The sequence below is a fragment of the Rhizorhabdus phycosphaerae genome, assembly GCF_011044255.1.
Classification (GTDB): Bacteria; Pseudomonadota; Alphaproteobacteria; order Sphingomonadales; family Sphingomonadaceae; genus Rhizorhabdus; species Rhizorhabdus phycosphaerae.
In genome coordinates this window covers 1,905,857-1,932,800 of record NZ_CP049107.1, presented here as the reverse complement: position 1 = coordinate 1,932,800, position 26,944 = coordinate 1,905,857, and the positions used below count along the sequence as shown (strand labels likewise).

Below are 26,944 nucleotides of genomic sequence, written 5' to 3'. Positions count from 1 at the left end.
GAAGGCGAGGAGGATGAAGAGTGGCCGACACCGTGATCTGCTATCGGGACGGCGCGCTTCATCTGGAGAGATTGGCGCCGCCGACCCCGCGGGCGGGCGAGGTGCGCTATCATGTTTTGGCCTTTGCACTGAACCGATCCGAGCTGCTGTTCATGGACGACCGCCATTATGTCCCCCGCCGCGATGGCGTCCGTCTTGGCTATGAAGCCTGCGGCGTCGTCGATGCGGTTGGACCGGGCGTGACCGGCTTTGCCGTGGGCGACAGGGTGAGCTCGATCCCCTTCGCCAACGATACCTATGGGGTAAACGGCAGCTGGGCGGTGACGCCGGCGGAGTGGCTGGCGCCATGGCCTGCATCGCTCGATGCCGCCGAGGGCTGCAGCGCCTGGATGCAATATCTGACTGCCTATTTTCCGCTATTCGAACTCACCCCGGTCGAACCGGGCGAAGTCGTTCTCGTCTCGGCGGCATCGAGCAGTGCCGCCATCGGCGCCTGCCAGCTGGCCAGGAGTCGGGGCGCCCATGTGATCGGCCTGACGCGCCGGTCGACCAAGAGCGCGGGCTTGCTGGCCTTGGGCTATGACGCGGTGATCGCGACCGATGAGATCGAGGATCTGGCGCGCGCCATCCGGGACGCTGCGGGCGGCCGGCCCGTGCGGCTGTCCTATGATGCCGTCTGCGGCGACCTCGTTGCGCGCTACGCGTCGGCGCTCGCTCCCGGAGCGACGATCTATGCCTATGGCAATCTGTCGGGCGATTCCGAGGTCCGACTCCCGCTGATCGCGGGTGTACGCGGCGACCTGCGCCTGCACGCCTATTCGACGCCCAACTTCTCTCACGATCCGGTGCAACGGGCCCGCGCCGTAGCCGTGATCGCTCCGATGCTGGCGAGCGGCCGCCTCCGCCCCGTGATCGACCAGCGCTTCGCCTTCGCCGACTGGCGGGACGCCTATGTGCGCCTGCGCAGCGGCGAGCAAGTGGGGAAGGTCGTTGTCACTTTGTGAGCCGGCGGTCAGCGAAACTCCGCCAGATCATTCAGCAGAACGGAGGGATGGCGCATGCGCGGATCCCGAAGCGTATCGCGAAACGCGTCATGGTCCGGATGGGTGGGCATGAAGACCGCCCGGCTGGCATATTCGGCCGCGGAGAATGTTCCCCAATTGGTGAGGCGCGAAAAGCCGACATGGTCGGCACCGTGCCGAATGCCCAGATCCACGAAATCGGGCATCTCATGGAAATTCTCAGCCTGAACGGTGAACACGAACTCAAGCGCGTCGACTTCGCCGGCGGCGCGCAGACCTGCAGCGAAGGCCAGGTTGCGCTCCATCACGTCCCAGCGGGCGCCGCGGCGAATGCTTTCGTGGACCGGGCCGCTCGCGGCGTCGAGGCTGATGCGAAGGTGGGCGACACGACCGTGAAGTGCAGGAAAGCGCTCCCATTCGCGCGGGGTCAGTAGCATCGCGTTGGTCATGAGCAGGAAGCGGAGGTCGGGATAGGCTTCCGCGTCCAGGCGATGCATGAGATTGCGAAAATTCTTGCTGGCGAACGGGTCGCCGGACCCCGTGACGAACACCAGCTCGCAATGCTTGAGCATGGGAAGAATAGCCTCTTCCTGCAACCGATCGAACCGTGCTCTGCGCCGGGGACCGGCGGCTATGACCTCCGTGCGGCAACTCGGGCAGGAAAGATTACACGTCATGTCATAGGCAAGATTCACCCGGCGCGGACCGTGAGCCAGCAAGGTCTGCGTGTGCTCGACGATGCCAGCCATGACCGTCGATCTGGCCGCGACCTCGCTCTTGGCCGGCAACGTGTTTCCCGCGATCAAGGGGCAAGCGGTCTTGTTGCAGAAGCGATAGCTGCCGTCATGAATGCTGGTCCGGATCGCCTGCGCTGCGTCGGAATTCCAGACATCCTGCCACGATTCTTGAGCGGGATCGCCGACAGATTCCGGTAGCCAGCTGGCGCAGCAGAGATGACTTTTCCCGTCCAGAACATCGAGAACCTCGAACGGTGCAGCGCAGAACCGATCCGTCAGGTCGAACCTGGTGTCGCCGGGATGCTTGAGCGACTTCAGATAGAAATAGGCCCCCTGGACCAGCGTCGACTGGCTATGTGCGACCGCGATCGGCTCCAGCTTTTGCAGAGCCTCTTCCACATGCCCCTGGGCGGCAATGCAGACCGAATGAACTACGGCCCACATCTCGGTATAGAATTTCAGTTCGTTCGCTGTGTAGCTTTCGATCTCTGCCGTGAGCTGCGGAAAGCGCGACGTCACTGCGGGCATCGCAGCCCATATTTCAGGATGATCAAGACCATCCAGCAATTGCCCGAAGAGGAGTTCGATGACGCTGGTCGTATCCGGAAGGACCAGATAGCGAAGTTGCGCGGCGGCATTGCCGAATGCGAGGTTAGGCCGTAGGTGGGTGGCCCGGATGAGCAAGATATCCGCCTTGTCCCGCGCCCCCTCCGCAGCAAGCAGAGCGGCCGACAGCAGAACGATGGCATCACCGAGATGTGCAAGATCGTCCTCGTTTGTCATGCCATTTGCCATGCGCACGATTTCGAGCGCGATACGCGCTACGCGCGGCTGAAGCTCCAGGACTTCTATGAGCGGTTCTGGATTGGAGAGGTCGAGCTCCAGCATCTCCAGTCGTCGTACCAAGGCCTCGACGAGCAGCGATTTCTCATGGTCGTCTTCCAATATCAGTCGATTGAAATCTGATAGTGGCGAGGGGCCAGGGGATTGCCAGTCATCACTCCGAGCGTCGGACTCCCCACTGCCGTCCAGATCCAGAATGGGAATCGTAAAGGAATGATTTTCCATGGATTTTACTCGTGCAGGACCTTCCTTCGAGCTACGGAAACAGGGTTAATCACGGGTAAACGACACCCTCCAAGCAGGCTAATTGCGTCAAAATGGATGTGATTTCCGGAATTTGCGGTCTCTTGATCAGATACGCTTGCCGTTTCGCCCGTCGAGTGCCCTTGAGTCCCAAGAGGTAGCCGTGGCCTCCATTGCAAGGTCTTGAGCTGGCTTCCAAAACGCGCGACGCTGTCGGGCTGACCGGTTCGAGGAACGCCATGCTCAAGACATCCCTGCTCGCCCTGTTTGCGGGTGCCTCCATTTTTGCCGCACCGCTTCTCGCGCAGGACGCGGGGGGCGGAGGCGTCGCCTCCCGCTTCGAAGGGCGCGACATATTCGCGTTGCAGGTCGCGGCGGATCCGCAGATCAGCCCCGATGGCCGCAGCGTCGCCTATGTGCGGCGGCAGGGCGACATCATGACCGATCGCCAGAAGGGCTCGATCTGGCTCGTCGACGTCGCCAGCGGTCGGCAACGGCCGCTGGTCGAGGGGGCGAGCCAGCCGCGCTGGTCGCCAGACGGACGGCGGCTGGCCTATGTCGCGGCCGATGCGAAGGGCAATGCCCAGCTGTTCGTCCGCTGGATCGCCGAGGACGCCACCGTCCGCGTGACAGGACTGCCTGACAGCCCCAGCGCCATCACATGGTCACCCGACGGCAAGAGCATCGCCTATGTCATGCGCGTCCCGGGCGAGCCGATGAAGCTCGGCAAGGCGCCCGACAAGCCCGAGGGCGCCGACTGGGCCAAGCCGCTCGAGGTGATCGATCGGATCGACTATCGCAGCGATGGCGGCGGCTATGTCGAGCCGGGCTATGATCATGTCTTCCTCGTCGCAGCGGACGGCGGCCCGTCGCGCCAGCTGACCAGCGGCGACTATCAGCATGGCGGGCCGCTGTCGTGGTCGCCCGACGGCCGGTCGCTGCTGTTCAGCGCGGTGCGCAAGCCCGACTGGCAGCGCGAGGTGTTCGACCCCGAAATCTACGCGCTCGACCTTGCCAGCGGTGCGATCCGCGCGCTGACCGATCGGCGGGGCCCCGATATCGCACCGGTGGTCTCGCCCGACGGCGCCAGGATCGCCTATCTCGGCTATGACGACCGTCGTCTCTCCTATCAGAACACGTTGCTCTACGTGATGAACCGCGACGGCAGTGGCGTGCGGGCAATCACGGCTGGGCTCGATCGCAGCATCGACCGGGTCGAATGGGCCGCCGACGGCCGCTCGCTCTATGCCCAATATGACGAGCGCGGCGTCAACCGGGTCGCGCGGATCACGCTCGACGGCAAGGTCTCCGAACTGGCGACGGGCCTGACCGGCACCGGCTTCGACCGGCCTTATAGCGGCGGCGACTTCTCGGTCTCGCGCAATGGGGTCATCGCCTTCACCAGCGGTTCGGCGCTGCGCCCGGCCGACCTGTCCGTCGTGTCCGGCGGCAAGGCGCGCCGGCTGACCGCGCTCAACGACGACTTCCTGGCGCATAAGAGCCTCGGACAGGTTCGCGAACTGGCGGTGAAGGCGCCGGACGGCCGCGAAGAGCCGGCCTGGCTAGTGACACCGCCCGGCTATCAGGCAGGGCAGAAGGTGCCGCTGGTCCTGGAAATCCATGGTGGACCGCACACCGCCTATGGCCCGCATTTCTCGACCGACGACCAGCTCTATGCGGCGGCCGGCTATGCGGTACTCTACACCAATCCGCGCGGGTCGACTTCCTATGGCGAGCAGTTTGCGCAACTGATCCACCACAAATATCCGGGCGATGACTATGGCGACCTGATGGCGGCGGTCGATGCGGCGATCGCGGCGGGCGTTGCCGATCCCGACAATCTGTTCGTGACGGGCGGATCGGGTGGCGGCGTGCTGACCAGCTGGATCGTGGGCAAGACCGACCGCTTCCGCGGCGCCGCGACCCAGAAGCCGGTGATCAACTGGGTTAGCGAGGCGCTGACGATGGACAATACGCTGTTCACGTCGCGCTACTGGTTCCCCAAGCTGCCCTGGGAGGATCCGATGGGCTATTGGAGCCGCTCGCCGCTCAGCCTGGTCGGCAATGTGAAGACCCCCACGCTGGTGGTGGTGGGCAGCGAGGATTATCGCACGCCGGTCAGCGAGTCCGAGCAATATTATGCCGCGCTCCAGATACAGGGTGTTCCGACCGCACTGGTGAAGGTGCCGGGGGCGAGCCATGGCGGAATCGCGGCGCGTCCCTCGCAGTCGGCGGCGAAGGCGGCGGCGATCATCGCCTGGTTCGACCGCTATCGCACGGGAACCAAGACCAAGACCGCCCCCTGACCGCTCGGACATAGGCCGTTCAGCCTAGTCGAAGCGGACGATGCCCGACCCCGGCGGGCTCGTTATGCCCAAGTCACATATGGGAGAGGATCGGCAAGCGGCCTGGCTTCGGGCCGATCCGACCCCGTTAGAGAAAAGGACAGGGTCGACATGGCAAAGGCGTTGCGGTTCGTGGTCATCGGTGCGGGGATGTCGGGCATCCTCGCGGCCATCAAGCTGAAGGAACAGGGGCAGAAGGACGTCACCGTCTATGAGAAGGGGGCGACGATCGGCGGCACCTGGCGCGAGAACCGCTACCCCGGCCTGACCTGTGACGTGCCGGCGCATTGCTATACCTACAGCTTCGCGCCGCATGCCGACTGGAGCGCCTTTTACGCTCCCGGCCCCGAGATAAAGAACTATTTCGAGAAGGTGATCGACGATTTCGGCGTGCGCGACCTGATCCAGCTCGAGCGCGAAGTGACCGAATGCATCTGGCGCGACGGCCGCTGGCACCTGCGGCTGGCCGACGGAAGCGCCGACGCGGCCGATATCGTGATCGCCGCCTCGGGCGTGCTCCACCATATCAACATGCCCGAGATCGAAGGCATGGCGGACTTCCAGGGCGCACTATTCCACTCTGCGCGCTGGGATGACAGCGTGGCGCTCGACGGGCAGCGGATCGGCGTCATCGGCAATGGCTCCACCGGCGTCCAGATCGTCACGGCACTGTCGACCCGCGCGGCGAAGCTTGTCCATTTCCAACGCTCGCCACAGTGGATCATGCCCGTCCAGCAATTCCCCTATAGCGACGAGGACCGCGCCGCCTTCCGCAGCGACGTCGCGAAGATCGATGCGATCCGCTATGGCGACGACTATTGGAACGGCGTGCGGCGCTTCAACAAGGGGCTGGTCGATCCCGATTCCGAAGCGATGCGCGAGATCGAGGAGCTGTGCCGCCAGAATCTCGAGAATAATGTCCATGATCCTGTGCTGCGAGAGAAGCTGCGGCCGAACTATCGCGCTGCGTGCAAGCGCCTGATCTACTCCTGGAACTATTATGAGGCAGCGCAGCGGCCGGCGGTCGAGATCGAGACCGGCAAGATCGACCGCATCACCGCGACCGGCATACGCATGGCGAATGGCACCGAACATGCGCTCGACGTGATCGTGATGGCGACAGGCTTTCGCGCCGACCGCTTCATTCGTCCCACCGTCGTGCTGGGCGAAGATGGTGCCGATCTCGACGAGCTTTGGCGCGAACGACCCACCGCCCATTATGCCGTCACTCTGCCGGGTTTCCCCAATTTCTTCATGCTCAATGGACCAACCGGGCCTGTCGGCAATTTCTCGCTGATCGACATTGCGGAGCGGCAATGGGGCTATATCGCCCAGCTGATCGCACCGATCGTCGAAGGGGAGGCCAAGGCCGTCGCGCCGACGCGTGAGGCCCATGCCGATTATGACCGCCGCCGGGCCGACGCCGCCCGCAACACGATCTTCGGATCGGGCTGCACCAGCTGGTATCTCGACAAGAATGGCGTGCCGCTGACCTGGCCGTGGAGCTACGATGCCTTCGCCGAGGCGATGAGTGCGCCGAAGCGCGAGGAATATAGCTGGGCCTGAGGCTGAAACCGGGCGTCCGCGGACAAGGCGGGCGCCCGCTTCACCATTTGAAGCGCTGGACGATGCCCCGGCGGCGCCCGGCCAGCTGCTCGCGCCGTTCCTCTGCTCCGATCCGCTGCATGCCGGCGGGTAGATGATCGAACAGCTCGCCGCGCTTGACCTGCTGGCAGGTGGGAACAGGATACTGGTCGGCGATCATCCAGCGATAGGTGACATAGCCTTCGCTATGCCCTGACGGGTCGAGCCAGTTGGGGACGCCCGGATCGTCATGGCTGACGACCACGATCAGTTCGCCATCCTCCTCCAGCGCGGCATAGTGGCAGTTGGTGTTGGCGAGGCGATAGCGATAGTCCATCGTCTCCCACCAGTAATTGCCGAACTCGACCGCCCAGTAGCGCGCTTCGGGTGGGCGGACACGGATGATGAGAGCCTCATCCTCGGGCAGCATCCAGTAGCAGATCAGCGGCTCGCCCCCCGGGGTCGCGTCGATCTTGTTGTCGTCGAGCTGGCGATAGGAGAGGAAGCGGTTGGGCTGGACCTTCCATTTGTCGATCATGTCGGCCCAATAGGTCACCGACCAGTGGAGCCAGTGCGCAGCGGCAGCCAGGCCGTCGGCGACCGTCTCTGGCGTCAGCTGGGGCGGGGCGCCGTCGCCGGTGATGCGGTCGATGCGCGCCTCCATGGGCTTCTCGCCTTCCCAGTCGGCAAAGAACTGCCGGAAGGTCAGGCGGAAGGTGTCGGGCGTGGTGCGGATCCAGTTGCCGGGGCGCTCGTCCGGCCCGACCCAAAGCTCGAAATTGCCGTCCTCGTCGACCTCGAGATCGTCTCCGAACAGGACCGAGGGCACCGCTCCGCCCCAGGGCGTGGCGCCGCGCTCGACCACGGTGACGCTGAAATAGCGCGCGTTCCCGCGCTTGCCGCTCACCCGGTAGGTGTCGGTGCCGTTGATCGGGGCACCGACATAGAGGGCGTCCGTGTTGTCCCCACCCTGTTTCCGCATCGGATCGAAATAATGCATGATCTCGGGGTGGAGCGGGTCCTTGTTCTCCAGCTCGAAGGCGAGTGCGAGGCCGATGTTGCGCGACAGCAGCCGGATCGCCGCGGCGCGGTCGACCGGATTGGACGATGCGGTCTCGCGGAAACTGATCTCCCCGGCGCGCTTCAGCGAGTCGCAGAAATCATTCCACGCATTGCGCAGCAGCAGGTCATGGTCCGTGGTCATCGGCATGGTCCTTTCCCGGACGGTTGGTGGGCGGCGCTCAGGCTTCGCTCGGTACGTCGAAATAGCTCTGGTAACGGTGGAACAGCTGCCGGGTCCGGTCCTGCTGGTCGACCTGATAGGCGTGCGCGCCGAACTTCCCCTTGGGCTTGTGGGCGAGATAGTCGGCCACGGCCGAACGCGCCTGATCGGTGAAGGGGAAGCCGATCTTCGCGTAGAGCTTTTCGAGCGCATCGACGGGCGAGTCGATCAGATCGGCATAGTTCGAATGGACGATCTGGTCCGCGGGGATCGCGCCCTGTTCGATCCAGTCGATCATCTGTTCCAGACGTGCTGCGGTGCCTTCGGGTGTCAGCAGTTCCTCGAAGGCTCGCGCGTCGAATGCTTTGTCGCTGCGCATCCAGTAGATGGTGCCGAGCAGGTTCGTGACTGATCCTTGCGCCTTCACGGGATCGCGGTGTGTGACGATGACGCGGGCGTCGGGAAAGACGTCGAACAGCGTCGGCAGGAAGCTCTGATGCTCGGGTGCCTTGAGCAGCCAATGGTCACGCGGGTTGCGCCATTGCAGCAGCTTCAGCAGCCGGCGGTAATAGGCATAGACGGGCGTCTGGTCCGCCCCGAACAGCCAGTTCACATAGGTCGGCACCTGGAAGGCGGCGGCGAGGTGCTGCGACCGGAAGGTCAGCCGGAAGGCGACCCCGCACTCGTTCGGGATCCAGGCGCCCATTTCGTGCATCGCCTGATAGGTCGGCGCGACCCGGCCCATCTGCGTGATCATGTCATGCGCGCGCGGCACGCGTGGATCGGTACGATAGGTGGCTGCCTCGGGGGGCGGGCAGGGGAGGACGAACTCCCAGTTCGCGGGTGCGAGGAACTGCTTGTCCTGCGCCAGCAGCTCGAACAGGATCGAGGTGCCCGACCGGGGGAGCCCGGTCACGAAGACCGGTTTGTCGATCACCTCGTCCTCGATCTCTGGATGTTGGCGATAGGCCTCCTCGACCTGCAGCCTGACCTCCAGGAAATGCAGCAGCTCCTGCCGGGTCCAGAGCCGGCCGAACAGGTGGAGCTCGGCCTCCTCGTTGATCGCCTTGACCATGATTTCGAGCGGTTCGCGCCAGTCGTCGCTGCCGAAATCGCTGAGGCCGGTGCGAGCGCTCGCCGTTGCGATCAGTTCCTTCGCGTCGAGCGGCGCCACGCTGTCCGCGTCCCAGGCGGCGGTCTCGGCGAGGAACTGCGCGAGCCATTCCGGGCGTGGGGGCGGTGCCCAGCTGGAGATCGGTGACCCGTCCTTCTCGCTCATCCTCATCCTCCGTTCGATCGGGGCGATGCGCGCGCCTCCGTCTGTCCGTTTCTTCCGGTGATAGGACCATGCGGGGGTGGAAGAGGATAGGGTCTTCCTTCATAGAGAATAGGGTTTTCGTTCGGGGGCGTGGGATGATCGAGGGCGGCAGGCCTGTGTCCGAACTGCTCAAGCTGCTGCAGAAGATATCGCGTATCGGGGGCGAGCCGGCCGACCTGCTGCGCAAGGCCGGGGCTGGCTTCCTGCCCGCCGATCTTGAAAATGGCCGGGTCACCGCGATCGACCGGCGCCTGCTGGTCGCCATCTATCGCGAAGCGATCGTCACCATAGGCTGGCATTCGAGCCGGCTGGACCGCAAACCGCAGATGCACCCCGATGAGTTCCGGCTGATGTGCCATTGCGTCATCACCTGCCGCAAGCTCGAAGAGGTGATCGAACGGCAGGCCGCCTTTTTCCGGACGCGGCTGGAGAAGATCTCGACCATCCGACTTGAGCGGGGCGACGGGACGGCGCACATCCTGGTCGACACGCTGCGACGGCGGACCAACCTCAGCAGCTTCCTGTCCGATCTGGCCGGCATGTCGATGTTCTGCCGTCTCTATGGCTGGCTGCTCGGAACCGGCGAACATGTCTTCTCGGTCGGCTTGGCCTATGATGAACGCTATGCCGCCGAAGCGGTGTCCGACTTCTTCTCGGGCGAGCTGGCCTTCGGTTGCGCGGTCAACCGCATCTCCTTGCCCGCCCATATGCTGTCGATGCCGATCGTGCGCACGCCGGACGACCTCGACCGGCTGCTGGTCGATTTTCCCTTCGATTTCCTGGCCGCCTCGCCCGACAGCCTGGCCCTGCCCGATCGCGTGCGGACGCTCTACGCGATGGCGCTGGCGCGCGAAGGGCGGTTGCCCACGCTCGAGCAGCTGGCGGAGATGACGGGGCGAAGCCAGAGCAGCTTGCGCCGCCACCTGGCGGAGGCCGGTTGTTCGGTACGAATGTTACGCGAAAAGGCGCAGCGCGGCTTGGCCACCGAAGCCCTCGCCGTTGGCAGCCGGTCGATCGACGAGATCGCGCTGCGGTCGGGCTTTCGCGATACGGGAAGCTTTCGGGCGGCCTTCCGGCGGTGGACCGGCCTCTCGCCTGCCGCCTATCGACGGGCGCGGCGCGACAGCGGGGAGACATTAGGATCGAATGGGGAAACGCTTTCGTAACAGGGTGTCTGGCAAGGAGGGGGCTCCGCACCCGAGCAAGAGCCCCCTTTTATGAACATCCTGCGCGCCTCTCTGGCCGTCCTGTCCCTGATGTTTGCTGCACAGCCCGCGCTGGCCGAGACTGCCCATGACGAGCAAGCCTGGGTAAATCTCACGCTGATGGGATCGCTCAAGGGCAAGGTCGTCTATTTCGCCGAGGTGCAGCCGCGCTTCGGCGACGGCGTAAGCCGGCTCGACCAGTTGTTGCTGCGCCCGGCGATCGGCGTGAAGCTGTCGCCGACGATGACCCTGTACCAGGGCTATGCTCGCGTGATCACCAAGCGCGAAGGTGCGCGCGACCTGCGCGAGCATCGCAGCTTCCAGCAGCTCAGCTGGGTCATGGGGAAGCCCTGGGGCGGGGAGATCTCCACCCGCACCCGGCTGGAGCAGCGCTGGCGTGCCGATGGCGACGATGTCGGGCACCGGCTGCGCGAAATGGTCAGGCTCGAAGTCCCCGTCGCCAGTAACGGGCTGGCTGCGCTCGGCTATGCCGAAGGCTTTCTGGCGCTCAACGATACCGATTGGGGCGCCCGATCGGGTTTCGACCAGTTGCGGAGCTTCATCGGCGCGGAGATTCCGGTCGTGGGCAAGACGACGATCGAACTGGGCTATCTGAATCAGCTGGTCAACCAGACCGGCGGCCGCCGCCGGATGAACCACGTCCTGTCCTTCTCGCTGTTCGCGCGCCTGTAAGGATCAGGTGGACGGCAGCGGCAGCGCGGTCGTCGACTTGATCTCCGACAGGGCTGCGATCGAATTGATCTCCTGCACGCCCTGCAGCCGGCTGAGCTTGTCGAAGAAGAAGCGCTCATAGGCGTCGATGTCGGCGGCAACGATGCGCAGCAGGAAATCGACCGGACCCATCAGAACGAAGGCTTCTAGCACTTCCGGGAATTCGCGGATCGCGGCGGTGAACTCGTCGAGATGCTGGCGGCCATGGGCGTTGAGTTTGACCTGCGCGAAGATCTGCGCGTTGAGTCCGATCTTCCGGCGATCGACGAGCGCGACCTGCCGAGCGATGACGCCGCTTTCGCGCAGCCGCTGGATGCGCCGCCAGCAGGGCGTCGTCGAGAGGCCGACCTTCTCCGCGATCTCGGCCGCGGAGAGCGAGCAGTCCTGCTGGAGCAGCGCGAGGATCTTGCGTTCGTAGGAGTCGAGTTTCATTGCAAAAACATACTCGGAAAACCACTCTGTAAGAAACATCATTCTCATATTGATCGAGATGATCGGTGATTGAGACGAATATTCCGGCGGGCTTAGGTTAATAGCTGCATCGTTACAGACCTGACGGGAACCGCCATGAGCCTTGCCACCCATTCGCCTTCGCTGGCCGACCATCGCTCACGCATAGCCCTTGAGGCCGAGGTCGATCTCGGCGTAACGGGCCGGCTGCTTGACCTGCTCGTCGCTTATGATCGCCTGCCGCAGACGATGAACCTGCGCCGCGAGGGCCGGACGATGACGGTGACGATGGAGATGCCGAGCGGTGTCGAGGCAGGCGCGGGCCTGCTGGCCCTGATGCGGGGGATACCGGGTGTCAGGACCGCGGGATCGATCGCCGACGCCTCCTGACCGGCTGGAGGCGGTCACGGCAGGGCCACGCCACGCGGTGCTGGACAAAGGATAATGTCGAAGCGCGGCGGAGGGTGCTGGATGAACGGCCTGCAGCTGCCTATGGACGGCCTATGGACGCCCCGCCGACCGCCGCGAACGCACCCGATGCGCTGACAACCCTGCGTGCCCTTCTGCAAGGCCAGCGGCGCGTTGGGGCCGTCGTCGGCCTGTCCGTCGTGTCGAGCCTGACCGAGGGCGTCGGCCTGCTGATCATGGTGCCGCTGCTGCTGTCGCTCGAAGCGGGCGACGGGCGCGCCGACCGCTATCTGGACATGCTGGGCCTGTCGAAGCCGCAGTTCGTTATCCTCGCGCTCGGGCTCGGCTTCCTGCTGGTTCTCCTGCGCGTCGTCATCAATCTGGTGCTGAGCGTGCAGCGACGTCATCTTGAACAGGATGTAGTCGACGGACTCAGGATGCGCATCTTCAGGGCTCTGGGGCGTGCGGAATGGCGCTGGCTGTCGCAACGGCGCGGCGCCGACCATGTCGCCGCCATGTCTACCCAGCTCGGCCGCATCAGCAGCGGTCTCTATTCCGCGATCAGGGTGATGGGTCTGCTGGTATCGATCGCGGTCAATCTTACCGTGGCTGTCCTCATCTCCTGGCAGACGGCGCTTGCGGCGATCCTGGCGGGGGGGCTGATTGCGGCGATCTTCCGCCAGCAGCGGGGCCGGGTCGCGCGGCTGGCGCAACAGGTGACGCCGCTGTCCAACCATGTCCATCGCCTGGGACAGGAAGGGGTCACCCAGCTCCGCCTCAACCGGCTGCTTCACCGGCAACCGGCCGCGGAAGCCGAGCTCGGGGCGGCGGTGCAGCGTCTGCGCGACGTCCAGATCGGCCATGGACGCGATGTCGCGCTGATCGGCGGTGTTGCGCAGCTGGTGACCGCGCTGGTCGCGGTCGCGCTGGTGGCCTTCGGCTATGCGCTGGTCGGACTGCCGATCGGCATGCTCCTGCCGCTGCTCGTGGCCATCGTTCGGATCGGCCCGATGATCGGCGGTGCGCAGGACAGCTGGAACATCTGGGTCCACGCGGCGCCGACCGTCGATGCCGTCCAACAGCTGGTCGAGGAGATCGATGCGGTCGCCGAGCCGGCGATCGATCCCGGTGCCCCCCGTATCGGGCTGGAGCGGGACATCGGCCTGTCGCAGGTGGCACTGCGCTACCCGGGCCGGGATCGGCCGGCCCTCGCCAATGTCGATTGCCGGATCGAGGCGCGCAGCACGACGGCTGTCATCGGGCCGTCAGGCAGCGGCAAGAGCACCTTTGCCGATCTGATCACGGGCCTGCTCTCCCCCGATGAAGGGCATCTGGAGGTCGATGGGCGGATCATCGCCGGGAGCGAGCGGATCGCCTGGCGACGATCGGTCGCCTATGTCGACCAGCATTCCATGCTGTTCAATGCGACGGTGCGGGAGAATCTCTTGGCCGCCGTTCCGGATGCGAGCGAGGAGCAGATGCTGGCCGCGCTCGAGGCCGCTTCGGCGCAGTTCGTCCACAGCCTGCCGGCCGGACTCGACACTGCGATCGGCGACGATGGCGTGCGCCTGTCGGGGGGCGAGCGGCAGCGCCTCGCGCTGGCGCGTGCCTTGCTCGATCGCCCGGCTCTGCTGCTGCTCGACGAGGCGACGAGCGCGCTTGATGCGGCCAACCAGGCCGCCATCGCGGATGCGATCGCTGCGCTGCACGGCCGTATGACGATCGTGTCGATCAGTCATGGCGGCTGGCTGCTCGATCGCGCCGACCATATACTCCGAATCGAAGATGGCCGACTGACGGTCGAACGCTGAGCTTCCCGCTTGTCAGGCACGGGGATTGCGTGCAGCCTTTGATCGGGAGCTTCGCCGTCAGGACGGGGCCCGATGGGGAGGCCAGCCTGATGGCGCCACGAGAGATAGGCATCTGCCTCGCGCGGATCAGGCCGTCAGCTATGGCCGCCCATTGGGGCGAGCGACCTTCCTCCCTTCCACGACTTTCAGGGATGAGGCTCCGCGATGCTCGATAACGTCCATCGTCTGACGAACCACCGGCGTCCCGGGCCGGGGCGGCCACGCCGGGAGGAGATCGACGCGCGCAACGCCGAGCTTCTCGACCATGCGCTGGCGCTGTTCCTCGACCACGGGTTCGAGCGGACGACGATCGAGGGAATCGCGGCTTCGGTCGGCATGGCGAAGCGCACCGTCTATGCGCGCTATCGCGACAAGGAGGGGCTGTTCAAGGCAGCGCTGCAGCGAGCGATCGATGACTGGGCGGTCCCCATCGAACGCTTTCGCGCGTTGGAACGCGACGATGTCGAGCATTGCCTTCAGGATATTGCCCGTCTTCTTGTCACCAACCTGCTCAGTTCGAGGGGCTTGCGGCTGATGCGCCTTGTGAACTGCGAATCCTATCATCTCCCTGAAATCGGTCGCTACGCCTATCAACGCGGGACGCAGCGCACGATCGTCTATCTGGCCGACCTCTTCCGTCGCCGTTGGGCCGGTAGCGGTTTCGATGCGGACGAGGCCGAAGACGCAGCAGCCGCCTTTCTCAACCTCGTCGTGGGCGGTCCGGCGCGCACCACCGCGATGGGGATCGGCCTTCTCGATGCGGACCTGGAGCGACAGACCCAGTTTCGCGTACGCACCTTCGTGCGCGGCGCCTTTCCGCTCGCTGCGGCGAGGCAGGACGCTCTCGCCTAGCCCGAGGGCGTTCTTTCGGCCGAGGAGACGGCATCGGCCGCCCGCAGCGCAGCAATGATCTTCATCAGATGCTGGAGATCGTCGACTTCCACGGTGACGTCATAGGTGTGGAAGGCGGCGTCGCGGTGCGACAGCGTCAGGTTGACGATATTGGCGTGGTAGGTGCCCAATATGCCCGACATGACCCCCAGTGCGCCGGGCTCGTTCTTGACGATCACGTTCAGCCGCGCGCTGGCGCCGTCCGATCCGTCGCCCCAGGCGAGGTCCACCCAGTTCGTTTCGTCGCTTTCGGCCAGGACGCGGCAGTCGATCGTGTGCACCTGCACCGGTTGATCGGGCTGACGCACGCCGATGATGCGGTCGCCGGGCACCGGGTTGCAGCATTTCGCAAGCTGGAAAGCGACCCCGGGGGTCAGGCCTTTCATCGAGATCGCATCCCGCTGGACGGGTTCGCGGCGCTTGACGCCGGCCTTCTCGGCGCTGCCCGGCATCAGCGCGTCCATCACCGAGGCATCGTCGACGAGCCTGCGGGCGATCGCCTCCATCAGCGAGTCTTCGTCGGGCAGTTTGAGCCGCTTGAGCGCGTCGGTCATCGCGTCGGTGCCCAATGCCGCGGGCAGCCGCCGAACGATCTCGTCGTAGAATTTCCGACCGAGGGTGATCGTTTCGTCGCGCTCCTTCTGCCGCACGAAGCGGCGGATCGAGGCGCGCGCCTTGCCGGTATAGGCGAAGGCGAGCCACTCCACCTGGGGCTCCTGCGCCTTGGACCGCAAGATCTGCACCTGGTCGCCATTTTCGATGGGGGTCCTCAGCGGGACCACGCGACCGTTCACCTTGGCGCCGACCGTCGTGTCGCCGACGTCCGTGTGGACGGCATAAGCAAAGTCGATCGCCGTCGAGCCCTTGGGCAACTGGATGAGCTCACCGGTGGGACTGAAGGCGAAGATGCGATCCTGGTACATCGCCATCTTCGTATGCTCGAGCAGTTCCTCGGGATTACCCGCATGTTCCAGGATGTCGACGAGGTCCCGGATCCAGCTGTGGTTGCCGTTGGGATCGGTCTGCTTGCCCTGCTTATAGGCCCAGTGCGCGGCAAGGCCGAACTCCGCCTCCGCGTGCATCTCCTCCGTGCGGATCTGCACCTCGATCCGCATCTTTTCCGAATGGATGATCGAGGTGTGCAGCGAGCGATAGCCGTTGCGCTTGGGCGTCGAGATATAGTCCTTAAACCGTCCGGGAACCATCGGCCAGCGGCGGTGCAGGACGCCGAGCGTCTTGTAGCAATCCTCGATGTCCTTGACGATCACACGAAAGGCCATGACGTCGGACAGCTGTTCGAAGCTGATGTGCCGCTCGGCCATCTTGCGCCAGATCGAATAGGGATGCTTCTCGCGGCCCTGAATGTCGGCCTGGATCCCCGCGCGGCCGAGCTGGAGCCGCAGCCCCGAGCTGATCCGCGAGATCAGGTCGCCGCCACCTTCGTTGAGCTGCTTGAGCCGCTTCGTGATCGAATCATAGGCGTCGGGTTCGAGTTGCTGGAAGGCCAGCGTCTGCATCTCGCGCATGAACTCGTACATGCCGATCCGCTCGGCGAGCGGCGCGTAGATGTCCATCGTCTCGCGGGCGATGCGGCGACGCTTCTGCTCCGATGCGATGTGATGCAGCGTGCGCATATTGTGCAGGCGGTCCGCCAGCTTGACCAGCAGCACGCGGATATCGCTCGACATCGCCAGCAGGAATTTGCGCAGATTCTCTGCGGCGCGCTCATTCTCCGTCTGGGCCTCGATCTTCGACAGCTTCGTGACGCCGTCGACCAGCCGCGCGACCGATGCACCGAAGGTCTTCTCGATCTGCTCCGGGGTCGCGACCGTATCTTCGATCGTGTCGTGCAGGATCGCCGTCGCGATCGTCTCGTCGTCGAGTTGCAGATCGGTCAAAATGCCGGCCACCTCGATCGGGTGGCTGAAATAAGGATCGCCGCTGGCCCGCTTCTGGCTGCCATGCGCCTGCATCGAAAAGACATAGGCCCGATTGAGGAGGGCCTCGTCGGCGTCCGGGTCGTAGCTCAGGACCCGGTCTACAAGTTCATATTGTCTCAGCACATAACCATGATTGGGGTGCCGCCGGGCATGATGCAACTGCGAAAAGATCGATTCCGCGTCGGGCGGGCCCGTTGCGTGTCACAAATGCACCACATGCGAAACGGCCCGCCTGCCGTGGGGCAAGCGGGCCGCATCATCATCGCAGCAGATACGACCTATCAGTCGTAGTCGCCGCCGATATTCTGGTTGCGCGGCGGGGCTGCTGCCGTCAGGCGCAGCGCTTCGGCCGAAGCCGCGAGCGAGCCGATCTCGTCCGGAGCGTCATCGTCGTCCACGCGCACGCGCTGGAGCGAAGAAACGACCGCCTCGTGCAGGTCGGGCGGGGTGACGGTCTGTTCTGCGATCTCGCGCAGCGCGACCACCGGGTTCTTGTCGCGGTCGCGGTCGACCGTCAGTTCGGCGCCGCCCGAAATCTGGCGGGCGCGCTGAGCTGCAAGCAGCACCAGGTCGAACCGGTTGGGAATCTTGTCGACGCAATCCTCGACTGTAACGCGCGCCATGGAACGCTCCGTTCTAACTCGTAATTCGGAAAGAGGGCGCGGCTAACAGGCGCCGCCGCGAATGTAAAGGAAAATGCCCTGTCAGGGATGTGGCCGATCAGGTCAGGCGTCAGGTCTCGAGTGGCTTTCGCGCCTTGAGGATGTGGCAGGGCGGGATGTTGAGCCATTCGAAGGCGCGATCGACGCGCGGGAAATGCGGGGCCAGCAGCCGCAGTGCATAGGGCGAATATTGGTAGATGAGAAAGCTGCCACCCGGGCTGAGCGCTTCGAAGGTCTGCTCGGCGATTCGCGCGCCGACGCCGGCTGGCAATGTGGAGAAGGGAAGGCCGGAAAGCACATAGTCCGCGCTGTCGAATCCGTGGGCGGTAATGATATCCCCGACGTCGGCGGCCGATCCGTGCACCGCGATAAAGCGGCTGTCGGTATAGCGCCGTCGCAGATAGTCGATGAATGCCGGGTTGGTGTCGATGACGAGGAGCGTCGCCTCTGGCGCAAGGCGTTCGAGGATGGTGTCGCAGAAGGTCCCGACACCCGGCCCATATTCGACGAAAAGCCGAGTCTCGTCCCAGCGCACGTCGGACAACATGGCCTCGATCGTTCGTCGGGACGATGGAATGATCGAGCCGATCATGGCCGGATGTCGCAGGAATTCGCGGAAGAACAGCGCCATTGGGCTGGCCGTCTTTCGCGCGGAGCGGGAGGTCACGCCGCCGTCCAGCGATCGTTCGGCCATCAAATCACCCATGTTCGTCCCATCGGATCTGTCTTTGCACGTTCCGTCGCAAAAGCCGCCGCGCATGGCAAGCGATGCCGACTATGGAAACGACAGGACGCCTCAGAGAGGGCGCAGGTTGCAGGGAGAATAGGGCTGAGCAAAAAAAAGGCCGGCAGCCCGAAGGCGCCGGCCGTAAAGTTTTAGGAGAGGATGCCTGAAAGGCCCGTCCTTATTGCGATGCGGCATAAAATCTCGCAAGTGCGAAATTGGGAGGGTGGATTGCAACTTCTGCAATCTTGAATCTCCCGCCATTGCTGCCATAAGATGTTTCCACGCCGTTGCTGAGCGCACGGATTGCATTTTGCATCGCAATGCAAGGCGGCGGAATGAAAGGGTCGCATGCGCAGACTGCCCCCGCTGACCGCCATAGAGGCGTTCGTTCAGGTCGCCCGCCTGGGCTCGGTCAAGGCCGCAGCCGAGGAACTGGCGCTGTCCTCGCCCGCGCTGAGCCGCCGGGTGCAGGCGCTGGAGCGCTTCATGGGCCGTAGCCTGTTCGAGCGCCGCCACCAGGCGATGATATTGTCCGCCGAGGGCGAGAAGTTGCTGTCGCGCATCGCGCCCGCTCTCGACCAGCTCACCCTGGCGATCGATGCCAGCTCCGGCGAAACCGAACTTGTGCGGCTACGCCTGGGAGTCATGCCCCTGTTCGCGTCGCAGCGCCTGATGGGGCGCCTGCCCGAATTGCGCGGACGGCATCCCGAACTGCACATCGACATCGATACGGGCAGCCATGCTCTGGCGCGGCTGGGGGAGGGCGTCGACGCTGCGATCGTGCTGGCGCGCGACGTCGATTCCAGCCTCTATTCGCGACGGATCGACCGGGACACGGTGGTCGGGATCGTTAACCGCTCTTTGCTGACGGGGCGCTACCCGGTCGGCAAAGTCGACGATCTCGCTCGTCTCACGATCTTTTTGCACCGCGACATGCCCGAGCTCTTCACCATCTGGCGGGAAGCGCTGGGGCGGCCGGATCTGGAGCCGGCCGCGGTCGACGTGTTCGATTCCGGACAGCTGATGCTCGATGCGGCGGCGCAGGGGCTGGGCGTGGCATTCATGCTCCGCAGCCATCTCGAAGATGCGCATGACGACCGGCTCACCCATATCTTCGATGAGTCGATCGACAGCCCCTACGGCTATTTCTTCGCTTGTCGCCGCCCGGCGCTCTCGACGCGCGCCGTGCGGATTTTCCACGACTGGCTTTTCGAGACGATCTCGACCGTCTGACACAGCCAAATGAAAAATGCCTCCCCGGCGTGAACCGGAGAGGCATTTCCAAGCTGTGCTTGCAGATCAGGCGTCGGCGGCGATGCGCGCCTTGACGATCTTGCCGGGCGTGCGCGGCGGCTCGCCCTTGGGCAGCGCGTCGACATGCTCCATGCCCGACTCGACGATGCCCCAAACGGTGTACTGGCCGTCGAGGAAGCGTGCGTCGTCGAAGCAGATGAAGAACTGGCTGTTGGCGCTGTTCGGGTTGGCGCTGCGTGCCATCGAGCAGACACCGCGGACATGCGGCTCGCGATTGAACTCGGCCTTCAGGTTCGGCTTGTCCGAGCCGCCCATGCCGGTGCCGGTCGGATCGCCGCCCTGCGCCATGAAGCCATCGATCACGCGGTGGAAGACCACGCCGTCGTAGAAACCTTCGCGGGTCAGTTCCTTGATATGGGCAACATGACCGGGAGCGAGGTCGGGGCGCAGGTTGATGACCACATCGCCGCCCTCCAGCGTCATGATCAGGGTGTTTTCGGGATCGGCGGCCATCGGGAACTCCTTTTCGTCGATACGACTCCGCTGCCGTCCCTATCGGCAGATGGCGCCGGAGGCGAGTGTTGTTTGATCCGTTGCGCGGCGGAGCGGGCGCAAAAGGCCGCCGCGCCGCCAACGCGTCGATTCCCGCCATTGCCGTTTGCCGGTCACCGCCCTAGACCGGCGCTCCGGCCAGGCGTGCGGAGGATGGCGTGAGCGAAACGGACGGCGAAATCCTCGATTCCTCCGCTGCAGAGAAGCTCCACGACGAGGATGATCGCCTCAAGTCGAGCTTCGTCGACGCGGTCATAGAATGCGTGGAACAGGGCGATACCGATGGCGCCCGCGCGCTGGTGTCCCCGCTTCATCCCGCCGATATCGCCGACCTGTTCGAGCTGGCGCCGCAGGAGATGCGTCGGCCGATCGCCTCGGCTATCTCCGACCTGCTCGACGGCGACGTCTTCGCCGAAATGAACGAATGGGTGCGTGACGAGCTGATCGATGCGCTCGCGCCGCACGAGGTGGCGGAGATTGCCACCCAGCTCGAAACCGACGACGCCGTCGCGATCATCGAGGAGCTGGAGGAGGAGGACCAGCGCGCCGTCCTCCGCGCGATGGAACCCGACGATCGCGCCGCGATCGAGGAGGCGCTCTCCTATCCCGAGGAGTCCGCCGGACGCCTGATGCAGCGCGACCTTATCGCGGTGCCCGAGCATTGGACGGTCGGCAATGTGCTCGACTATCTGCGCGGCAACGAAGATCTGGTCACGGATTTCTGGGAGGTGTTCGTCGTCGACGCGGGCCACCGCCCGATCGGCACCTGCAAGCTCAGCTGGATCATGCGTACCCCGCGCCAGGTGTCCGTCGGCGATGTCATGGCGCGCGAGCAGACGCTGATCCCGGTCGACATGGACCAGGAGGAGGTCGCGCTCCGCTTCCAGAAATATGCGCTGATCTCCGCCGCCGTGGTCGATCATTCGGGGCGACTCGTCGGCATGATCACGGTCGACGACATCGTCCACATCATTCAGGAAGAGGCCGGCGAAGACATATTGAAGCTGTCCGGCGCGGGCGACGGCGACATCAACGAGCCCGTGCTGCAGACGGTGAAGGTCCGGCTCACCTGGCTGGTCGTGAACCTCGGCACCGCCATCCTCGCGGCTTCGGTGGTCGGGCTCTTCCAGGGAACGATCTCGCGGCTGGTGGTGCTCGCGGTTCTGATGCCGATCGTCTCGGGCATGGGCGGCAATGCGGGCACCCAGACGATGGCCGTGGCGGTCCGGGCGCTCGCCCTCAACCAGCTGACCTCGTCCAATACCGCGCGCATGATCTTTCGCGAATTCCGGATCGCCATCATGAACGGCCTGTGTCTCGGCGCACTGATCGGCCTCGCCGTGTTCCTGATCTATGGCAACCGCGATCTCGGCCTGGTCATCTGTCTCGCGATGATCATCAACAACATCACGGCGGGCCTCGCAGGCATACTGGTGCCGGTGGGCCTCGACAAAGCGGGCGCCGATCCGGCGGTCTCGTCGGCGGTGTTCGTCACGACCGCGACCGACGTGATGGGATTCTTCTCCTTCCTGGGGCTGGCTGCCCTTTGGGGATTGCACGGTTGAAGCCGGTCCGCCTTCCGCCGATATTGCGGAAATGAGCGACCTCCACATCACCAAGATCGCCTTCGGATGCGACGGATTCGACGACCTCCGGGCGCGGCTCCTGCCGCGGATCGAGCGCGGCGAGCCGATCGTGCTGACCACCCGCTACAAGCCGAAGCGCTTCGAGGAGCTGGCGGGCGGGTCGCTCTACTGGATATCGCAGCACCGGTTCGGGCTGCGGCAGCCTCTGATCGGCTTCGAGGATATAGAGGGCGGTCGGTGCGGGATCGTCCTGGCGCCGACGCTGATCCCGGTCGAGCCTCGCCCGCGGCGGGCGCACCAGGGGTGGCGCTATCTGACGGCCGCCGACGCACCTCGGGACATTGGCGAGAATGCCGCCGATGCCGATGCGATCCCGGCCGCGCTGCAAGCGGAACTGGCTACCCTCGGGCTGCTCTGAACCGTGTTCAGCCGCCGCAGCGTATCGACCCGGACCCCGTCTTGCGCTGGGTACAGTCGGGGGCGTCCGCCGACCCTTATATCGCCCGAGCCTGTGACGGTCGCCTTGGCGGTCCTGGCTGCGCCGATGTCGATATCGCCCGATCCGGTTACCGTTGCGATCAGGCCTCCGGTGGTCAGGTCGCGTGCCATGATATCCCCCGAACCGGTCACGCTGGCTTCGACGTTCTGGACCGTGCCGCTTGCCGCAAGGTCGCCCGAACCGGTGACGCGCAGCGAAAGCTTGTCGGCGTCGATGCGGCCGATACGCATGTCGCCCGATCCGCTGACGCCGGCGGAAAAGGCGGGGCCCTTCGCTTGATCGAGCACGATATTGCCCGATCCACTGAGCTGGACCGAGCGAAGCGCGGGCGCCGTGATCGCGACCCGCGTGGCGTTGCGCCCGGCATTCCAAGACCAGGCCGACCTGCGCGTCTTGACGACCAGCGTGTCGCCATCCACCGCGATGATCAGGCGATCGAGCTGGTCCTGCGGCCCGCGCGCCGATGCCTCGGGCCGGCCGCCGGTCCTGACCTCCACATCATAGGGGCCTTCGACCACGATCCGGGAGAACCCTGCGACGGCAAAATTGCGGCTGGCGGCCGTTTCGGCCAGCGCAGGCGAACAAAGCCCCGCGGAAATCAGCAACAGAACCGATGCGCGCATGACGACCTCTCAACTGTGTTGTATGGATAATACACGGTCGACGCGCGACGACCATAGGAAAAAGGCAAAGAAAAAGGCGGCCCGCAAAGGCCGCCTCATTCATCCTTCCGGGGAAGGGTCTTATTTGTTGTGGATCGCCGCAGCCTTGCGGAGAATGTCGAGGATCTTCTCCTGCGCCGTGGGCTCGTCGACCGCTTCCATGGCGGCGAGCTCGCGGGCGAGGCGGCTGGTGGCCGCTTCGAAGATCTGACGCTCCGAATAGCTTTGTTCGGGCTGATCGTCGGCCCGGAACAGGTCGCGCACCACTTCGGAGATCGACACGAGGTCGCCCGAATTGATCTTCGCTTCATATTCCTGGGCGCGGCGCGACCACATGGTGCGCTTGATCTTGGGCTTGCCCTTGAGCGTCGCAAGTGCCTCGCTCATCGTCAGGTTGGACGAGAGCTTCCGCATGCCAACGGCCTCGGCCTTGTTGGTCGGGACACGGAGCGTCATCCGCTCCTTTTCGAACCGGAGAACGTAGAGTTCGAGTTTGGCTCCAGCAATTTCCTGGCTTTGCAGTTCGACCACGCGGCCGACACCATGCTTGGGATAAACAACATAATCGCCGACGACGAAGCTCAGCGCCTTGGCAGCCATTTAGCAGACCTTTCTTTGGGATGCCGTATCAGTTCCGTCCGATCCGCCCTCCCCTTAGCGGCCGACGGCAATCCTCATACGGCGACTCGCAGGTTCCTTGTTGCAGGCGCGCTGGATCGCGCCCGGACGCGAATCCTGTAACACATCAGTAAGCGAAAAGCCAGCATCCGGGCCCGTTCCGGCCCAGATGCGGCAAAGATGGTCGCATTTTGCAGATGCGAAGCGGGCGATCAGTCGCCCTGGCCGGGCTCCGGCGAGAAATGCTTCTCATATTTGCCCTCGACGCCCTTCCACTCGTCAGCGTCGGCCGGCGCTTCACGCTTGCGCGTGATGTTCGGCCACTGCGCGGCGAAAGTATTGTTGAGTTCCAGCCACTGTTCCAGGCCGGATTCGGTGTCGGGCAGGATCGCTTCGGCGGGACATTCCGGTTCGCAGACGCCGCAGTCGATGCATTCGCTGGGGTTGATCACCAGCATGTTGTCGCCCTCGTAGAAACAGTCGACGGGGCACACCTCGACACAGTCCATATACTTGCAACGGATGCAGGCATCGGTGACGACGTAGGTCATTATCCACTATTCCCCAGGGGCTGACGCGGCACCCCGTTAGGTTGCGCTTCGCGGCTCGTCAACAGGCGGCGGCGAAAGGTCCGTATAGCAGGCGGCCGCCTCCGGTGCCGGTCCGCGTCGTGCCGGCAGCGCTTCCACGCGTACGATCCGCACCCGCCCATGCAGGGCGAAGGTCAGGACATTGCCCACGCGTATCGCGGCATGGGCCCGGTCGACCACGCGTCCGTCGATCCGCATCCGGCCTTGTTCTGCCAGGTCCTGCGCAAGGGCGCGGGTCTTCGTCAGGCGCACGAACCAGAGGAATTTATCGAGCCGCATTCCGGGAGGACCGTGACGGATAGAGGTCGGCCAGCGCACCGAAGACATTGCCGGGACGCTGGGTTTCGGACTTGCGCGGTGGCCGGTTTCCCTTCCACATCCATTCCTCGCCCTTGCCCGGCTGGGTGGTGCGGAAGCCCAGGGCCAGCATCAACTGGGCGAAGCTTGCGGGACGTAGCCCGAGCGACGTGGACAGCGCCGGATCCGGGGTGAAGGGCTTGCGCCCGGTGCGCGCCTCATGGGCGATCCGGGCGAGCCGCTCGGCCAGATCGACGCGAAGCATCTGCGCTCCGAGCGCGCGATACCCGGCGCGCGTCATTGCCTCGCAGGCGTTATTGTCGCCCGGCGTGGGCATGGAGACCGATCCCGGCACCGGCAATTCGGGCATCATCTGATCCTCGGCTGCCGCGAACAGGGCGAGGCGCCAGCGCGTCGGTTCAGGCTTGAGCAGGGTGGGCGAATAGACGTCGATCGTCCCGATCTTGACGTCCAGCCGTTCGGCGCGCGACCGGTCCTCGCGCTCGAGATGGTCGATCGCCGAGGCGATCTGATCCCGTGGGACGATGCCGCCAGCCTCGGCAAGGGGCGAGAGCAAGGCACGCAGCGACGGTGGACAGGCGGGATCGCGAGCCGCATCGAAATAGCGCGCGAGCGGCTTCAGTTCGCGCTGGATCCGGGCCTCCAGCCATATTGCGAGCCGCTGCTCGACCCCTGCGCGGTCGATCGGGGTGAGCGTGTCGAGCGCGCGATGCAGCCTGAGGCGCGGAGTCAGAAGCGTGCGGCCCTTCTCCAGCCGGGCCACCACATCGCCGCGCCAGAACACGGCCACCGGCCGCCCGGCATCGGTGGCGAGGGAGAATTCGGCATCCCCATCGGCCGCCAGCTGGCGCGCGCGGTTGGACAGTTCCACCCCCAGCCGCCGTTCGGCCGCCGCCATAAGCCTTTTCATGTCACCATGCCGAGCCAGATGATCGGCCTTGAAGCGGAAGCCGATAAGGCGCCCGATCGCCTCGCCGTCGACGGTGACGATACCTTCCTCGTCGACCTTGACCGGCAGTAGCAGGTCCCCGCCCTTGGCGCCCAGATCGCGCATCAGCACCGATGTGCGCCTATCGACGAAACGCTGCGTCAGGCGCTGGTGGAGCGCGTCCGACAGCTTTTCCTCCAGCGCGCGGGTGCGTTCTGCCCAGCTGTCCGCATCGGGCAGCCAGTCCGCCCGGTGCGCGATATAGGCCCAGGTGCGCACGCCGGCGATGCGGTCCGCGAGCGTCTCGACGTCGCCCTGCACGCTGTCGAGGCGGGCGAGTTCGTCGGCGAACCAGCTGACCGGAAGGAAGCCGTTGCCTTCGCTCAGGTGCCGGAAGATGCGCGCGACAAGACGGCCATGCGGTTCCGGGCCGGTCTTACGAAAGTCGGGCAGGCCGCAGGCGGCCCAGAGGCGGGCGATAACGGGCTTGCTCCGCGCCCGCTCGCGCACCCAGTCCTCCTCGGCCAGCCGCTTGAGCACGGCCAGATCGATCGCCTGCGGCGCGGCCCGGAGAACCTGCCGGTCGGGACGCCGTTCGAGGTCGGTGATCAGTCCGTCGAGCGACGACAAGGTCGGCTTGCCTTCGCGCCAGAAGAGATGGTCGATCGGCTGGAAGGCATGGGCCTCGATCGCGTCGACCTCCTCGTCCTCGAACCGTGCGCTGCTGCTGCCCTCCAGTGCAAGCGTGCCAAAAGTACCGTCGCGCTGATGCCGGCCTGCGCGCCCGGCGATCTGCGCCATTTCGGCGATGGTGAGGCGTCGCGTCCGCCGGCCGTCGAACTTCCGCAACGAGGCGAAGGCGACATGCGCTACGTCCATGTTCAGGCCCATGCCGATAGCGTCGGTGGCGACCAGATAATCGACCTCTCCCGCCTGGAACATCGCGACTTGCGCGTTGCGGGTGCGCGGTGAAAGCGCGCCCATCACGACCGCCGCGCCACCCCGAAGGCGGCGCAGCATCTCCGCAACCGCGTAGACTTCCTCGGCTGAGAAGGCGACGATCGCGGAACGGGGCGGCAGCCGCGACAATTTGGTGGCACCCGCGAAGCTCAGCGTAGAAAAGCGTGGCCGGCCGATGATCTCCGCATCGCGGACCAGCGCGCGCACCATCGGTCGCAGCGCTTCGGAACCGAGAATCATCGTCTCCTCGCGCCCGCGCGCGCGCAGCAGCCGGTCGGTGAACACGTGCCCCCGCTCGGGATCGGTGCCGAGCTGCGCCTCGTCCAGTGCCACGAAGGCGAAGTCGCGGTCGATCGGCATCGATTCGGCCGTGGTCAGATAATATTGCGCATTCGGCGGGAGAATCTTCTCCTCTCCGGTGATGAGGGCGACGCGTTCCTTGCCCTTGATCGCCACGACCCTGTCATAGACTTCCCGGGCAAGCAGGCGGAGCGGGAAGCCGATCATCCCGCTCGAATGGCCGCACATCCGCTCTATCGCGAGATGCGTCTTGCCGGTGTTGGTCGGGCCCAGCACGGCCACGACCGGCTGGGCGCTAAGGCTGGCCATGCGGGCAGGATCGACCCGTCGCGTGACGAACGCAAGCGCGAAACCACAGGCCGACTCGACTCATGCCGCAAAGGACTCGACTCGTCGCATCCGGCGACAAAGCGCGCGCCCTTTAGTTTGACATTAACTATGTCGCGGCAGACTGACTGCGTCCGGCACGAATTTGTCTCGTCAGGGCAATCGGATAGG

The 26,944-nt window shown here is 64.9% G+C and carries 24 protein-coding genes; 11 read left to right on the top strand and 13 right to left on the bottom strand.

Annotated elements, in window-relative coordinates:
- Positions 1-20: 20 nt before the first annotated feature.
- Complete coding sequence (locus G6P88_RS08890; RefSeq protein ID WP_165322828.1) at positions 21-1,004, top strand: zinc-dependent alcohol dehydrogenase family protein; 984 nt, start codon at positions 21-23, stop codon at positions 1,002-1,004.
- An 8-nt stretch (positions 1,005-1,012) separates the two neighbouring features.
- Here the strand turns inward: G6P88_RS08890 and G6P88_RS08885 are convergent, their stop codons facing one another.
- Positions 1,013-2,704, bottom strand: coding sequence for a radical SAM/SPASM domain-containing protein (locus G6P88_RS08885; protein WP_206335905.1), 1,692 nt, complete (start codon positions 2,702-2,704; stop codon positions 1,013-1,015).
- A 380-nt stretch (positions 2,705-3,084) separates the two neighbouring features.
- On the opposite strand from G6P88_RS08885, the gene G6P88_RS08880 reads away from it, so the two are divergent.
- Together G6P88_RS08880 and G6P88_RS08875 are read left to right on the top strand one after the other, a co-directional pair.
- Positions 3,085-5,151 (top strand): S9 family peptidase, encoded by a 2,067-nt coding sequence (locus G6P88_RS08880; protein ID WP_165322826.1) that lies wholly within the window; start codon positions 3,085-3,087, stop codon positions 5,149-5,151.
- A gap of 150 nt (positions 5,152-5,301) precedes the next feature.
- On the top strand, positions 5,302-6,756 hold the full coding sequence (locus G6P88_RS08875) for a flavin-containing monooxygenase (protein ID WP_165322825.1): 1,455 nt from the start codon (positions 5,302-5,304) through the stop codon (positions 6,754-6,756).
- Positions 6,757-6,796: 40 nt separating this feature from the next.
- On the opposite strand, the gene G6P88_RS08870 is transcribed toward G6P88_RS08875, so the two are convergent.
- Complete coding sequence (locus G6P88_RS08870; RefSeq protein WP_165322824.1) at positions 6,797-7,978, bottom strand: DUF1214 domain-containing protein; 1,182 nt, start codon at positions 7,976-7,978, stop codon at positions 6,797-6,799.
- Positions 7,979-8,015: 37 nt separating this feature from the next.
- Entirely contained in the window at positions 8,016-9,275 is a 1,260-nt protein-coding gene (locus G6P88_RS08865; RefSeq protein ID WP_165322823.1) for a sulfotransferase family protein, read from the bottom strand.
- A gap of 134 nt (positions 9,276-9,409) precedes the next feature.
- On the opposite strand from G6P88_RS08865, the gene G6P88_RS08860 reads away from it, so the two are divergent.
- On the top strand, positions 9,410-10,480 hold the full coding sequence (locus G6P88_RS08860; RefSeq protein WP_206335904.1) for an AraC family transcriptional regulator: 1,071 nt from the start codon (positions 9,410-9,412) through the stop codon (positions 10,478-10,480).
- 51 nt (positions 10,481-10,531) lie between these two features.
- A complete protein-coding gene (locus G6P88_RS08855; protein WP_165322821.1) occupies positions 10,532-11,212 on the top strand; it encodes a DUF2490 domain-containing protein in 681 nt (226 codons plus the stop codon).
- 3 nt (positions 11,213-11,215) lie between these two features.
- On the opposite strand, the gene G6P88_RS08850 is transcribed toward G6P88_RS08855, so the two are convergent.
- Positions 11,216-11,683 carry an Lrp/AsnC family transcriptional regulator gene (locus G6P88_RS08850; RefSeq protein WP_206335903.1) on the bottom strand — a complete coding sequence of 156 codons (468 nt, stop codon included), beginning with the start codon at positions 11,681-11,683 and terminating at the stop codon, positions 11,216-11,218.
- Between the two features lie 135 nt (positions 11,684-11,818).
- Between G6P88_RS08850 and G6P88_RS08845 the strand changes: the two genes are divergently transcribed.
- The 3 genes from G6P88_RS08845 (at position 11,819) to G6P88_RS08835 (ending at position 14,811) form a co-directional block, all read left to right on the top strand.
- Entirely contained in the window at positions 11,819-12,091 is a 273-nt protein-coding gene (locus G6P88_RS08845) for a hypothetical protein (protein ID WP_165322820.1), read from the top strand.
- Positions 12,092-12,204: 113 nt separating this feature from the next.
- Entirely contained in the window at positions 12,205-13,920 is a 1,716-nt protein-coding gene (locus G6P88_RS08840; RefSeq protein WP_165322819.1) for an ATP-binding cassette domain-containing protein, read from the top strand.
- Positions 13,921-14,124: 204 nt separating this feature from the next.
- Positions 14,125-14,811, top strand: a complete 687-nt coding sequence (locus G6P88_RS08835) for a TetR/AcrR family transcriptional regulator (protein WP_165322818.1) — start codon at positions 14,125-14,127, stop codon at positions 14,809-14,811.
- Here the strand turns inward: G6P88_RS08835 and G6P88_RS08830 are convergent.
- From G6P88_RS08830 to G6P88_RS08820, 3 genes are all read right to left on the bottom strand, one after another.
- The gene (locus G6P88_RS08830; RefSeq protein WP_165322817.1) at positions 14,808-16,913 is read right to left on the bottom strand and encodes a RelA/SpoT family protein; all 2,106 of its coding nucleotides are present in this window, start codon (positions 16,911-16,913) and stop codon (positions 14,808-14,810) included. The genes G6P88_RS08835 and G6P88_RS08830 overlap by 4 nt on opposite strands.
- 158 nt (positions 16,914-17,071) lie before the next feature.
- Positions 17,072-17,413: a DNA-directed RNA polymerase subunit omega gene (gene rpoZ / locus G6P88_RS08825; protein ID WP_165322816.1), complete on the bottom strand. Its 342-nt coding sequence runs from the start codon at positions 17,411-17,413 to the stop codon at positions 17,072-17,074.
- 109 nt (positions 17,414-17,522) lie between these two features.
- Entirely contained in the window at positions 17,523-18,158 is a 636-nt protein-coding gene (locus tag G6P88_RS08820) for a class I SAM-dependent methyltransferase (RefSeq protein WP_425594481.1), read from the bottom strand.
- A gap of 369 nt (positions 18,159-18,527) precedes the next feature.
- On the opposite strand from G6P88_RS08820, the gene G6P88_RS08815 reads away from it, so the two are divergent.
- Entirely contained in the window at positions 18,528-19,412 is an 885-nt protein-coding gene (locus G6P88_RS08815; protein WP_165322815.1) for a LysR substrate-binding domain-containing protein, read from the top strand.
- 66 nt (positions 19,413-19,478) lie between these two features.
- Here G6P88_RS08815 and G6P88_RS08810 read toward each other — a convergent pair whose 3' ends face one another.
- Positions 19,479-19,946, bottom strand: coding sequence for a peptidylprolyl isomerase (locus G6P88_RS08810; RefSeq protein WP_165322814.1), 468 nt, complete (start codon positions 19,944-19,946; stop codon positions 19,479-19,481).
- Positions 19,947-20,143: 197 nt separating this feature from the next.
- Here G6P88_RS08810 and mgtE point away from each other — a divergent pair, with 197 nt between their 5' ends.
- Both mgtE and G6P88_RS08800 read left to right on the top strand, forming a co-directional pair.
- Positions 20,144-21,550, top strand: coding sequence for a magnesium transporter (gene mgtE / locus G6P88_RS08805; protein ID WP_165322813.1), 1,407 nt, complete (start codon positions 20,144-20,146; stop codon positions 21,548-21,550).
- Positions 21,551-21,581: 31 nt separating this feature from the next.
- The gene (locus G6P88_RS08800; protein ID WP_165322812.1) at positions 21,582-21,989 is read left to right on the top strand and encodes a DUF1489 family protein; all 408 of its coding nucleotides are present in this window, start codon (positions 21,582-21,584) and stop codon (positions 21,987-21,989) included.
- Here the strand turns inward: G6P88_RS08800 and G6P88_RS08795 are convergent.
- The 5 genes from G6P88_RS08795 to G6P88_RS08775 all read right to left on the bottom strand — a co-directional run bounded on the left by G6P88_RS08795 (position 21,881) and on the right by G6P88_RS08775 (position 26,755).
- Complete coding sequence (locus tag G6P88_RS08795; protein WP_165322811.1) at positions 21,881-22,693, bottom strand: head GIN domain-containing protein; 813 nt, start codon at positions 22,691-22,693, stop codon at positions 21,881-21,883. The genes G6P88_RS08800 and G6P88_RS08795 overlap by 109 nt on opposite strands.
- A 120-nt stretch (positions 22,694-22,813) precedes the next feature.
- Positions 22,814-23,332: a CarD family transcriptional regulator gene (locus G6P88_RS08790; protein WP_165322810.1), complete on the bottom strand. Its 519-nt coding sequence runs from the start codon at positions 23,330-23,332 to the stop codon at positions 22,814-22,816.
- A 230-nt stretch (positions 23,333-23,562) separates the two neighbouring features.
- Complete coding sequence (gene fdxA / locus G6P88_RS08785; RefSeq protein ID WP_165322809.1) at positions 23,563-23,901, bottom strand: ferredoxin FdxA; 339 nt, start codon at positions 23,899-23,901, stop codon at positions 23,563-23,565.
- A 36-nt stretch (positions 23,902-23,937) separates the two neighbouring features.
- The gene (locus G6P88_RS08780) at positions 23,938-24,219 is read right to left on the bottom strand and encodes an RNA-binding S4 domain-containing protein (RefSeq protein ID WP_165322808.1); all 282 of its coding nucleotides are present in this window, start codon (positions 24,217-24,219) and stop codon (positions 23,938-23,940) included.
- Positions 24,206-26,755: a helicase-related protein gene (locus G6P88_RS08775; protein ID WP_165322807.1), complete on the bottom strand. Its 2,550-nt coding sequence runs from the start codon at positions 26,753-26,755 to the stop codon at positions 24,206-24,208. Before G6P88_RS08775 ends, G6P88_RS08780 begins: the two co-directional genes overlap by 14 nt.
- Between the last annotated feature and the right edge of the window lie 189 nt (positions 26,756-26,944).